This window comes from Pseudofrankia asymbiotica (assembly GCF_001983105.1).
In the GTDB taxonomy this organism is placed as follows: Bacteria; Actinomycetota; Actinomycetes; order Frankiales; family Frankiaceae; genus Pseudofrankia; species Pseudofrankia asymbiotica.
Genome location: NZ_MOMC01000135.1, coordinates 1 through 11,281 on the forward strand (window position 1 = coordinate 1; position 11,281 = coordinate 11,281).

Below are 11,281 nucleotides of genomic sequence, written 5' to 3' on the forward strand. Positions count from 1 at the left end.
GTTCGTCCTGCCCGACGGACACCCCCACCCACAACCGACCCACCAGCCACAGCAGACCGAAACCTGACGACAACCGACGGAACGTCCTCTGAGAGCCTGTCCTGAATCTTGATGTTGTGGGCTGGCTGTGGCCCGTTCCGGATCTTCGCGGTGTGGTGGCGTGAACGGCTGGGACGGGCTGGTCACGGTCGGGACATGGGACGATCTCGCCGCTATCCTCGGATATGTCGGATGAGGAGTGGGCGTACGTGTCGCCGCTGTTGCCGCCGGCGCCGAAGGACGGCCGGCCCGAGAGTCATGACCGGCGCGACATCGTGGACGCGATCCTGTACGTGACCCACAACGGGATCGTGTGGCGGGCGCTGCCAGCGGACTTCCGCCCTGGAAGACGGTCTACGGCTTCTTCGACCGGTGGAAACGCAAAGGCGTCGTCATCCGGGTCCACGACGGGCTGCGCGACCAGCTGCGCCAGGCCGAGGGCCGCCGGCCGCAGCCGACCGCCGGGGTCATCGACTCCCAGTCCGTCAAGGGCGCCCAGACCGTCACCGGCACCTCCCGTGGCTACGACGCGGGCAAGAAGGTCAACGGCCGCAAGCGGTTCATCGTCGTCGACACCCTCGGCCCGCTGCTGGGAGTACTCGTGCTGCCCGCCGGCCGCCAGGACCGCGACGACGCCCGCCAACTCCTGCTCGACCACTACTTCACCACCCCGACGTGTCGGCACCTGTTCGCCGACGGCGGCTTCGGCGGCAGGTTCGTCACCTGGGCCACCGACATTCTCAAGACCACCGTCGAGGTCGTCCGCAAGAAAGACGGCCAGAAAGGCTTCACCGCCCTCCCGAAACGCTGGGTCGTCGAGCGCACCCTGGCCTGGCTCACCGCCCACCGCCGCCTCGCCCGCGACTACGAACGAGGCCCGGCAAGCTCAATGGCCTTCATCCGCTGGGCCATGATCCGCCGCCTGGTCCGCGGCAAGCCCGTCGAACGCTGGACGGTCCGCGAGCAGCCGAACACGGCGAGCTGATAGCCCCTCAAGATTCGGGACAGGCTCTAAAGGGCTACGTCACTAACCTCGATCAGAAGATCATGGACGGGGCCGCGCGGTCGCCGTCGCCGGCGAGTTCCTCGGCGAAACCCGTTCTCAACCCGAGCCATCCCCGCAGGTCACAGCCCCGTACCGAGAAAGTGCACCCACCCATGAGCAATGTCAGGGCGGGTGCATTAGTCAACACCATCGACATACTGAACGTCGAGCGTCCCTAACTCGTTTACTGTTGCCGACTTTGGCAGACGGTAACCGGGATTCCAGCGGACTCTGTCCTCCAGACTATATGAGGATCTGATCGTCAGAATTTCGGCATCCTTTGACAAGATGGTGMCCTCGTAGAGGGTAACCTTCCCGATGGCAGTCATAACGGTGAACGCAGGTTTAGACATCCCGCTTATGTAYCCGGAATCGGTGAGCTGTCGAGCCAGTTCGAGACCGCGCGCGACGGAGGTACGAAAATTGTCAGTCCCAACTATAGGCACAGCATGAAAGAGATAATGCGGGATAACTTTGAGAGATCTCAGTCTGTCATAGAGGTCGATCAAAGTTCCTATTTCATCATTGACTCCTTTAAGCAGTACGTTCTGACTATAAATTCGAGCACCGGTCCCATCTAATCTTTTGATGACGTTGATGGATTCAGGTTGCAGCTCGAATGGATGATTGATCTGGATTACCACTTCCAACAAGTACCGGTTTGAATAGTAGCGCAATATATCGTACGTATCATTATTGATCATAATTGGATTCTGGACGGGCAACCTCGTGCCAATTCGCACTATTTCTATGTTCGGTGYCGAATTGGCGACACTGAAGAGTAGTTCAGTAAGCAGCTTCGGTGCAATCAAGGGATCTCCACCGGTGATCAAGACCTCTTTAAGCTGATCATCGGCTCCTAGGTATTCTGCGATGTTCGTAATCTCGGATTTGTTGAGCGTATGCGGGCTGTAGAGGYCACGAACGCAGAATACGCATTCACTGGAGCAGGCACTGAGTAGATCGATGACCGCTACCCGACGGTACAAGCGCTCGACGGCGGCATGTGCGGTACCTAGCGCGTCGTAGTGTCGAGTACTCTGTGCGGCGCCGAGCTCTTGAGTGGGCATCCGGAAGTATTGATTGAAGATACCGAGGTATTCGGGAGAATTCTTTCCGTGTGCTACCTCTGCTCGAATGAGYAGCGATCGGATATACTGATGMACTCGCGGCTCCCGAGCAATTGCAATGAGGTTAAGCGAACCAGCCATGATCGACTCCTGTACGGCAGTGGTTGAAGAGGCTCGAGAGTGTGCGTATCAGTGGAAAGGGACGAAACGGGTCTCGGTGTCGATATCCATATCGAGCGTTTTGATCATCAGTGCTAATCTGCCCCACCGGCCGATGATCACTAATAGTTTCGAGGAGCTGCTGGTCGCCGAGTAGCTCGCGTGTGCCGGCGAGTGTGGTGGGCGCGAGCGACCCGGTGCTGACCAGCTCGGTGGTCATCCCAGTACGGCGAGCTCGGTTGAACTGAACTCGCGCCCGTGAGCTGCCCTTCGCCGGCCCATGAAGTCACGGGCGGCGGGGCTGGCGGAGTCAGCGGAAGGCGCGTCAGCGTCAGCCCTCCTGTCGGGCGAGGACGAAGGTCCGGTCCACCGTCTGGAACGACTCGTCGATGCGGGTGCCGTCCGGGGCGGATTCTCCTGCGTCGCGCGGGTTGAAGTTCACCAGTAGTGACCGTTTGACGCCGAAGACGGCGTCCTCGGCGACGTAGGGTCGTCGCTGCGGACGAGCATGGTGATCAGGGGTTCGAATCCGTGGGCGGTCAGCCAGAAGGGCAGGTGTTCGGGGCGCATCGGGGATCGGTTCGCGGCGCGCAGCAGGCCGCCTGAGGGTCCGTCGGTCGGGACCGGGTAGTACCGCGGAACGATCGACCGATAGGAGCTCCTTGACACGCCGGTCCTGCACCCCGTCGAACGTCTCCCGCACGCCGCCGGTGATGGAGGTCTCTGTGAGATCGATGGACATGGCGCCACCTCCCTGTCGCAGGAGGTCTCGGCGTCGCGCCAGCGGTGGYGCCCCGCCGAGACCAGCGATCGTTACGGCCGGAAGACCGGCGCACATTCCCGGCGCAGGCTGCGCGTCATCGCCTCCCTGAGGTTGAGTGGTCACGGGCCGTTTTGTCCATGACCCGACGGAGGGAATGTCGGTCCGGCGCAGGGCAACGATCGCGACGGTTCCGGTGAACACGTCTCCCGAGAATCAGGGGACGAGGTGTCGCGTGCCAGCCTGCGGTCGCCGTCCCGCCCCCACAACCTGGGCCGAATCAAAATCCCGTAGCCGCGAGGGGAAACTGCGAGCCTCTGACGTCAGCCGGCGTGCAGACGCCACCGGAGCCAGAGCACGCCGACGAGGCCAGGGCACCGCGATGGGCGCGGCCGTGACTCTCGACGGACAGCCACCGCCGACAGGAACTCGACCCGGACGCCCAGCTAACCGAATTCCCGGGCAAACTGCTGCCGGTGGATCGTCGAGGGCGGCCTGGGCGGCGAGGTCTCGCGCTAGCAGCGCGGCCACCTGGCAAGCAAACCATCATCGCCGCCGACCCTATCCCGGCCGAGCTCCGCACCGCCCTCACCGCCATCCACGAGGCGGGGTGAGGATCGCACTAAAGTTGAGCCAGATGAGGCTACCCCCTCTCTGCGAAGAGCCGTTTTAGCCAGCAAGAATCGGATGTCGCGTTCTGGAGCGAGCTAATGCCGGCGGGTCAGGACCCAGGGCGCCGGCAAAGTTGCTGGTTAGCAATTCAGGTTCGTGATCGTTTGTAGAGGGCGTTCGGGGTGGCGGGCGTGGTGGCGTAGGGCCTGGGCGATGTTGGTCGTGCCGGCCTGGCGCAGGATCGTGATCGCGAGGTTGCGGAGGCTGGCCATGACCCTTGGGGCGTGGCCGGTGCGGGTTTGGTGGCGGTCCTCGTCGTAAGTGACGTCGCGGACCCAGTGGAGCTGGTTTTCAACCGTCCAGTGGCCACGGGCGATCTCGGCGAGCAGGGCGGGGCTGGCCTGGTGGGTCGGCAGGCTGGTGACCGCGTGGATGGTCTCGGTCTGGGCCGGGCCGCCGGCGAGCGGCTGGCGGTGGCGGGTGATCTGGATGGCCTGGACGGCGTGGGGAAAGCCGATCCCGGCGCGGATCTCGGTGGCCTTCACGGTCCGGCGCTCGGCGCGGCCGTGGCCGCGGCTGGTCGTGCGGGCCGCGGTGCGGACCTGGGACCAGGGCAGGGCGGTGAGCTGGGCGGCCAGGGTCGGCTGGTTCCCCTTCACGATCAGGAAGTAGTGGGCGCCGTGTTCGACGAGCCAGGTCGCGGTGTCGTGCTGGGTGTGCGGTGCGTCGGCGGTGACGACCGCCCCGGCCAGGTCGACGGCGGCCAGCAGGGTTTTCAGGGCCGGGATCTCATTGGTCTTCGCGTCGACGGCGCGCTGCGCGAGCACCGCGCCGTGGCACTGGTCGAACGCGGCGAGCAGGTGTCGGCCCGCCGTGTCGCCGGCCCTCGAGCCGCGCAGGGTCTTCCCGTCGACCGCGATCCGCCGCCGCTCGCCCTCGCCCGGCGTGGTCACCGCGGCGGCCCAGGCGCCGAGGGCGGCATCGAGGGCGTCGGCGTCGAGCTGGGCGAAGACCCGGCGGAACGTCGACTCGTCCGGGACCCGGACGATACCGAGCCGGCCAGCCACCGCCTCACCCGCGTCCGCCGCCCATTCGGCGACCGCCGCGAACGACCGCGCCCCGGCGAGCACCGCGCACGTCGCCAACGTGAGCAGGACCGGCAGCCGATGCCGCCGCCCCCGACGTTTCCGCGGGTCGGCGACCCGCTCGAACACCGCCAGCAGATCCCGCGGCGATGCCGGGCCTCCGGAAGGCACGGCAGCAGCCAGCTGATCGAGAGCAGGGGCAGACGACGATAATGGTGCGGCGGGCATGGCACCTCGGGAACATCACGGATGGCGTAGGAACCTCCATGATCACTCAAGGGTCATGCCCGCCCTGTTCCGGGGCCCGGCCCACCCAGGAAAACCGCCACCCGGTAGACGACGAATGATCTCGGCACCGCCAACGAACCGCTACCAAGCAAATTTGCCGGGGCCCTGGGTCAGGACCAGACGACGAGTCGGCCGTCTGGCAGTAGGCCGACGAAGGAGCCGATCGTCACCCGCGGTATGTCGCCGTTGCATCTGGAGACCTCATGAATATTGCGAGAGTTGAACATGATTAGGTCACCAGGCTCCGGCGCGACGTTAGCCTGTCGCGCAGTACTTAGGGCGCGCCAGTCGTACCCGTACGTGTTCGGAATCCGGTGGTCTTCTAGGTCCGGTATCCACGGCCGATCGTAGATCTTGAGGACCCCACCGTAGGTCGCCATTGAGTAGTAGGCGTTCCATGATAGCTGTGCGGTCACCGTGCTGATGCTCCAGCCGGGCGCGTCCTGCGGTGCCCAATCCGCGTGCRGTAGCGCCTTTCCCAACTTGCGGATCAGTCCGGCGTAGTAGACGTGGCCGGTCGTGCTCTCGGCCGGATCCACACACGAACCCCAGGCCTCGCCGAGCAGGAACCTGACCCTTGGTAAGGGATCCTCGGCGTAGAGAAAAAGCCCGCGCCGGGCAGCATTCTGCGCCGGCGCCTCGCCGAAATACTTCGTGGGATGGTCTTTGTGCTCGTACTGAGTGATACCTATCCGATACATCGGCGGATTCAGATCCTCGTAGGGCTGAAACCGGCTGCGATCGATTTCACGCAGGAACGACAACCGGYCCAATTCGGGGACGAACCGCGCCACCCGCACGGCAGCTATCTCGTTATGCAGCAGTGCGTCCAGCACGTCCTCGGAGAGTCGGTCAACCGTCAACACTCGCCATTGCATGATCCTACTCCGGCATCCTTATCCGTTCGAACATGAATGCGTCGACGACGGCCGTCCAATACCGAAAGTCGGCTACCGTGGCTTGGCTGTCGTCCCCGAGCGCACCGGCCAGGTCCTCGAAGGCCGCCCGCTCCGGTGCTGACGTCCGGGGCTCGGCGATCAAGGTGCGGAGCGTGGCAGCCAAGGTTGCAGTTTCTGAGTCGGACCGACTGACCAGCAGTCGCGCAGCAGCGGGTTCTGCTAGGCACAATGCCAGCGCAACTGCGAGTACCCGATACGGCGCGCGGGCATCGTCTTCGTCGAGGAATCCGGGCAGGTCGCTCTCGTGGATGCCGGAGCGAATCAGTCGATACAAATTGACGTACCTCTTCGCCGCTCTTGGCGTAGGAACTAGCTGGGCAGGCACCGGTAGGAAGTTCGTCTCGGCCAGTGTCAGCCGCAACCGTAGCGCCGGATTGCTGCGCTCTCGGGCCGGTTCGACGACGACGCCTACAGAGGGGCTGGATCGGGTACTGGCGTCGTCAGGGGTCGGCGCCACATCGTCTGCGGCCCGTTCAACCTGTTCGCCACCACCTGCGGAAACCCACCCGGCCCAACCCTCGATCTGCTCCGGCATCGTCGCCTCCGCCTCCGACGCCAGCAGTGACTCGACGAACATGCGTGCCCGCGAACCGAGTGGCTCGAGCTCGTAGGTCACCTGAAAGATCTTGTCGAGATAGGAAATGGCCGGCCGGTCCGACCCAGTAGCGTCGACGAAGAGCCGTGGCTCGAAGCTTTTTATGCAGTTTATCAGCCATGCCGCGTCGACCGCTACGAAGATGATGAAGATCTCGAACGTCATGAGCTTGTTCAACGCAGTCAGCACCGCAAGAACGCGATGGGGCGCGCACCGGTCGAGATCGTCGATAAACAAGACAATGCGTTCGGGCGGCCGGAGCCGGTCGTCAGTTTCCGCCCCCAAGAACTCGGCCGCCGCGCGAATATCACGCTGCAGTTTGAGTAGGTCGCGGTAGGCCATGCCCGCCGTTCCTTGCGGCGAACTATAATCCCCAGAATCGCTGCGCTCCTTAATGAATCCATCCAGCCGCATCAAAGCATCGACGGATTCCAGCTTGCGGCGGGTGGCGGTGATCTGAGACTCGGTCCTCGCCTCCTGCTCTACCAACTGGGCGCGTAGCCACTCGACCAGTCGGGTCCCGCGAGCACTGYCGTTGCGCACATACCGCATGACGGTGTAGCCAATCGCCGCAAAGGACGCCAGTGAGAAACCGATCCACGCAGCAGTTTGCTTGAGTAGGGCAAGCGTGGCTATCACGACAACGCCCATCACCGTGACGAGGATAACGCGTCGTGCCTTTTCCCGCACCGTTTCAGGCCAGATAGCGCGGACCGCGCGGAGCCGATCGGAGAAGCGCGACGTGCCCGCGTTGTCGGAGTCCTCCGACAACGCGGCAATGCCGTCTTCCAGGTTCGTCAGTCGGGCCTGCTGTTTCTCTAGCTGGACCAGCAGCTCAGCACGATCTGCACCGGGATTGATCGTGCGCGGTACCAGGGTCCCTGCCGTGCCGAGATCGCTGAAGAGCTGGTGCAGCAAGCTGGCCCAGAGGTCATCCCCATCGTAGTGCCAAGCGTTGAAGCGGACCTGGTGCACGCCGCGGATCAGCTCATTAGCGTCTTGGCGGCCGCGCTGGCACAGCTCATTGATGCGGTGCTCGATCTGCAGCATGAGGCTCGACTTGCCAGAGCCCCATGGACCGTTGAGCGCCACGGCGAGCGGCGCCTGAGTCCGCCGCGCGGCAGACAGCAAGGCGAACATCTCGGTGACGCCGCCGRGGTCGAGTGCATCAGTTTCCGCCGGGTTGTCACTGGAGAGGCGGGTGAAGCGGCGGCCGCGACCGCGAAAGGTAGAATCGTCGACCTTCCAACGAAGAATTTGGCCATTTTGGGTGCCGATGAATAACGTGTCGCCCGCCTCTGCGAATGTCAGCGCGCCGACGCGTCCCGGCTCGACGCCGATCACGGCCTCGGTACTCCACCTGTCGAGGTTCCACAGCCTGGTCGTGCCGTCCAGCGATCCTGTAGCGAGCAAGCCGCGCTCGGCCGAGATCGCCATACTGCGGATTGACGCTGAGTGGCCACGCCTGATCGAGAGCAGGCCGAGGTCGTTGAGATCCCAGACCCGGAACGACCCAGCCTCCTCTCCACCCGTCACGAGGATGTCGCCCTCCGCCCGGACGGCGCTGCAGAGCATCCGGCCGGTGGGATCGGTTAGAACGCCGATGAGTTCGCCGCTATTCGTGTCCCAGACTCGTGCTGTGCCGTCCTCGCCACCGAGTGTGATAACCTTCGAGCCTTCGGCTGAGAAGACGATCGAGCGGATCCACGCGGTATGCCCCCCGAGCGTAGCCGCGCGTTCGCCGTCGGGCCGCCACAGGATCGCCATGCCATCCTCACCGCCGGTGGCAAGCCATCGCCCGTCTGAGGAAGCCGCGCTGGCCACCACCCGCCCTGTGTGACCAACGAGGACTTCGACAATCTGCTGCCGCGCGGCGTCGATGATCAGAGAACTGTCCTGCTGGCAACCAGCCAGCAGGTAGGACCCGCCGGGCATGGCCGTCAACGTCCGGACTGCGCCGTGCCCGCTTGCGATGTGGCCCGCAGCTTCTCCGGATGCGGCATCCCACAACCGGATGAATGCATCGCCGCCGCCGCTGACCAAGGTCCCGCTGCTGGCGATGACCGTGAGAGCTGCGAGCGAATGCGGATGGCTCGCGAATTCAACGAGCTGCGCTCGGGGGGTGGCTGCCATGGACCAAGTGTGCAACGACCGTACGCGTGGTGAAGCAGCCTCACCGAACTGGATCTTCCGAATCGCGCGGAGGGTGGGCAGCCGGAACGACATCCATCACGACGACCGGAGTTCGGCTGCCGTTTACCACCGACGAGATCAACACTGCCTGGGCGGTGGCCAGCCACGACCGGGTCAACCGGCTCTGCACCCGGYAGTGTCTCTTGTCCGTGCGTGCCCGCAAGGGCGGCCTGAACCGGCGTCTCACGGTGATCGCCCGGTACGGGACCGCGCACGGCTCAGGTCTGGGCAAGCTCCGCAGTCATGGAGCAGGCCTTCGCATTGCTGCACTGACTCCTCCGACTACGCATCCGTTGGGAGATTCGCGAGGACATTCTCGAAGCGTTCCTCAATTCGTCTGTGCCCTAATCTGCGGGGGCAGCCTACATACGCCGAGAGATTGGAGATCTTAGAGCATGTCTCATGTGGCCTGGATGGATCTTGGTCCATGATCTGAGGGGTGGACGACCGCCAACCGGTCGGATAGTTATCCGTCTCTGTCGACGAGCCAGAGGTGTATGGCGCCGTCGGAGCCGGCGGTCGCGAGTAGCGCCCCGTTCCTTGAGAAGGCGACTGATTCGATGCGGTTGTTCTTTTGGGCGATGGGGGTTCCGACAGCGACGGGCGCCGCTGGATGGTTAATGTTCCAGAAGCGAACCGTGCCGTCGGCGCTACCGACGGCAAGAGTCGATCCGTCGGGCGAGATGGCGCTACACCAGACTGCGTCCTGTGGCCCCATCAATGGCGTACCGAGCTGTTTCGGCGCGGCCCGGTCGGCGAGATCCCAGAGGCGGACTGTCTTGTCGGCGCTGCCGGTTATGAGCGTACGGCTGTCCGGCGCGAACGCGACAGTCCAGACGACGTTGCTGTGGGCGAGTAGAGGCTTRCCAAGTGGCTTCGGGTTTTCGGGATCGGTGAGATCCCACAGGTGAACCGAGTGGTCCATACCGCCACTTGCCAATGTCTTTCCGTCCGGTGAGAACGCTAGTGAGGTGACGTCGCCGGTGTTGCCGGTGAGGCTTTCCATTGTCGCTGCGGCGGTGGGATCTCTGAGGTCACGCAGGTCCACGGTCTTGTTCTGCCCGCCGGTGGCGAGAAGTGGGACGGTGGGTGAGAACGCGACGGCGCGTAGCCCGCCGGCGCTCGGGAGTGGCTGGCCCAGCGGCTCGGGTTTCGTGAGGTTGCGGATGTCCCAGAGCTGGAGGGTGGAGTCGAGGCTTACAGCGGCGAGGATCATGCCGCTCGGCGAGACGGCGACAGTGCGCACCGCGTCCTTGTCCGTGGCCAGCACCCCCGGCCGCGCCTGTGGGTGGGCAGGATCGGTGATGTCCCATAGCCGAACGGTGTGGTCGAGACCGCCGCTGGCCAGCATCTGGCCATTTTCGGAGAAGGCGACCGACAGAATAGCGTTACGGTGACCCGCCAGCGGCGGCCCAGCCAGCTGTAGAGCGTGGCTCGCAAGCAGCGCCGCCGTCGTCTTCGAGCTCGCCGTAGTCCGGTGCGTCAGGAAGAAGCCGGCGAGGAGCGCGGCGACGACGAGGACACCGACGGCGGCGGACCGATGCGCCGGCGCCCGGCGTGGCGGGAGCGCACGGGTCCGTGGCAGCGCGTCGGCGCCACGCTTGTTGATCTCGGCCGTTGTGACGGCCGCGGCTCTGGCCGAGTGCAGTGCCTCGGTCACCAGGTCGTGGAGCTCGGATGCTGTCGGCCGTAGCTGTGGATCTTTCCGCATAGCGCGCGCCACGACGGGTCGCAGTGCGATGGGAAGCCCGGACAGGTCCGGCTTCTGGTACAAGATCCGCGGTATGAGCTTGGGGAGCGGTCCTGGTCCGAATGGGAAGCGTCCGGTCGCCGCGTAAATGAGGACCGCGCCCCAGGCGTGAATGTCGGCGAAGGAGGTGAGTGGCTGTTCGCTGATCTGCTCCGGAGCCATGAAGATCGGGGTACCTCGCGCTGCGGGCGTCGAGGTCGCGTCGAGGGCACGCGCGATACCGAAGTCGATCACCAACGGCCCAGACGGCGACAGCATGATGTTGCCGGGCTTGAGAGGACGTTCCGTCGGTTGTCGTCAGGTTTCGGTCTGCTGTGGCTGGTGGGTCGGTTGTGGGTGGGGGTGTCCGTCGGGCAGGACGAACAGGCCGGGTTCGGGCTCGGTGAGGATGTGGTGGCTGACGAGGCGCTTGAGCTTGTGGCGGGTGCTTTCGATGTGGCGGGGSTGGGTGCTGGTGCCCAGGGCCTGGCAGACGTCCTTGGCGTGTAGCCCGCCGGGGGTGGTATCGAACAGGGCGAGGATCTTCCGGTAGGCGTCTGGCGGTGGCGGGGCCGGGTCGGGAGTCCCGGTCAGTTCGAGCACGGTTTCGCGGGTGATCTGGAGCCGTTCGAGGGCGTGTTCGGCGGCGGTGAGCTGCCCGTCCAGCCGGCTGATCTCGGCGCGCAGCCGGGTGGCCTCGGCGCGGACCGCCGTCTCGCGTTCGCTGATCGCCGCGAGCAGGTCACG

7 protein-coding genes and 2 pseudogenes are annotated in these 11,281 nt (G+C 64.7%); 1 reads left to right on the forward strand and 8 read right to left on the reverse strand.

From position 1 onward, the window contains the following. Positions 1 to 203 precede the first annotated feature (203 nt). Positions 204 to 1,024 (forward strand): annotated as a pseudogene (locus BL253_RS38240) (IS5 family transposase). 197 nt (positions 1,025 to 1,221) lie between these two features. Here the strand turns inward: BL253_RS38240 and BL253_RS42075 are convergent. The 8 genes and pseudogenes from BL253_RS42075 to BL253_RS38270 form a co-directional block, all read right to left on the reverse strand. Further along, the gene (locus tag BL253_RS42075) at positions 1,222 to 2,295 is read right to left on the reverse strand and encodes a hypothetical protein (RefSeq protein ID WP_131831698.1); all 1,074 of its coding nucleotides are present in this window, start codon (positions 2,293 to 2,295) and stop codon (positions 1,222 to 1,224) included. Positions 2,296 to 2,751: 456 nt separating this feature from the next. Next, positions 2,752 to 3,063: a dioxygenase family protein gene (locus BL253_RS44570; protein ID WP_420801760.1), complete on the reverse strand. Its 312-nt coding sequence runs from the start codon at positions 3,061 to 3,063 to the stop codon at positions 2,752 to 2,754. Positions 3,064 to 3,825: 762 nt separating this feature from the next. Next, on the reverse strand, positions 3,826 to 4,941 hold the full coding sequence (locus BL253_RS38250) for an ISAs1 family transposase (RefSeq protein ID WP_241835523.1): 1,116 nt from the start codon (positions 4,939 to 4,941) through the stop codon (positions 3,826 to 3,828). A gap of 227 nt (positions 4,942 to 5,168) precedes the next feature. Then, a complete protein-coding gene (locus BL253_RS38255) occupies positions 5,169 to 5,924 on the reverse strand; it encodes a 2OG-Fe(II)-dependent halogenase WelO5 family protein (protein WP_076822978.1) in 756 nt (251 codons plus the stop codon). 16 nt (positions 5,925 to 5,940) lie between these two features. Beyond that, a complete protein-coding gene (locus BL253_RS38260) occupies positions 5,941 to 8,745 on the reverse strand; it encodes a P-loop NTPase fold protein (RefSeq protein ID WP_158230515.1) in 2,805 nt (934 codons plus the stop codon). Between the two features lie 526 nt (positions 8,746 to 9,271). Continuing rightward, positions 9,272 to 9,811 carry a WD40 repeat domain-containing protein gene (locus BL253_RS45035; protein WP_274535313.1) on the reverse strand — a complete coding sequence of 180 codons (540 nt, stop codon included), beginning with the start codon at positions 9,809 to 9,811 and terminating at the stop codon, positions 9,272 to 9,274. 174 nt (positions 9,812 to 9,985) lie between these two features. Further along, positions 9,986 to 10,822 (reverse strand): annotated as a pseudogene (locus tag BL253_RS45040) (serine/threonine-protein kinase); the annotation flags it as partial. 30 nt (positions 10,823 to 10,852) lie between these two features. Next, positions 10,853 to 11,281: HAD family hydrolase (locus BL253_RS38270; RefSeq protein WP_420801761.1), on the reverse strand; the 429-nt coding region annotated here is incomplete at its 5' end.